This is a genomic window from Aureibaculum marinum (genome assembly GCF_003813905.1).
Lineage (GTDB): Bacteria > Bacteroidota > Bacteroidia > Flavobacteriales > Flavobacteriaceae > Aureibaculum > Aureibaculum marinum.
Map to the genome: position 1 here is coordinate 1 of NZ_RPFJ01000023.1, position 947 is coordinate 947.

At 34.3% G+C, this 947-nt stretch carries 1 protein-coding gene; it reads left to right on the forward strand.

Annotation, left to right across the window (positions count from 1 at the left end; genetic code table 11):
* Positions 1 to 909 (forward strand): galactose-1-phosphate uridylyltransferase (gene galT / locus EGM88_RS12600; protein WP_123898768.1); only part of this gene is annotated, 909 nt, incomplete at its 5' end.
* Positions 910 to 947: the final 38 nt, after the last annotated feature.

Below are 947 nucleotides of genomic sequence, written 5' to 3' on the forward strand. Positions count from 1 at the left end.
GAGTCTTCTTCTAAAAAAGAATCCATCTCTTATGACCCTAGTTGCTACCTCTGCCCTACAAACACTAGAATTAATGGAGAAATTAATCCTGATTATAAAAATACCTTTGTTTTTAAAAATGATTTTGGAGCTCTTATAGAAGACACTCCTCTTTTTGAGTATAACAAAGGCCTACTTAAAGCAGAAGGGGAAAAGGGAATTTGTAAAGTAATTTGTTTTTCTCCAAACCATTCGTTAACCATTCCTGATATGGAACTTGATGATTTGGTTATGGTAGTTGACACTTGGCAAAACCAGTTTACGGAATTGGGAAATATTAAAGACATTAACTACGTACAAATATTTGAAAACAAAGGAGCTATTATGGGTTGTAGTAATCCACATCCGCATGGACAAATATGGGCACAATATTCAATCCCTACAGAGGTTCAAAAAAAGACATCTGCACAAAAAAACTATTTTGAAAAAAACGGCACAGGATTATTAAAAGATTATATTGAGCAAGAATTAAAAGAAGATATTAGGGTTATTTCTCAAAACGATAGTTTTGTAACTCTAATTCCTTTTTGGGCTGTTTGGCCTTATGAAGCCATGATTGTTCCCAAACGTCAAATGGCAAACATACTTGGTTTAACAGATAAAGAAAAGAGAGATTTTGCGGAACAGTTAAAAACTCTTACCAAAAAATACGATGCTCTTTTTGACACTTCTTTTCCTTATTCTTCGGGTATACATCAAGCTCCAACGGATGGAGCTTATTACAAACAATGGCATTGGCATATGAGTTTTTACCCTCCCTTATTGAGATCTGCAACAGTGAAAAAGTTTATGGTCGGTTATGAAATGTTTGCCATGGCTCAACGTGATATTACTGCCGAATCGGCTGCTGAACAATTAAAATCACTTTAACAATGAAAGAAATAGAATTTAACCCTAGTAAATGGGAT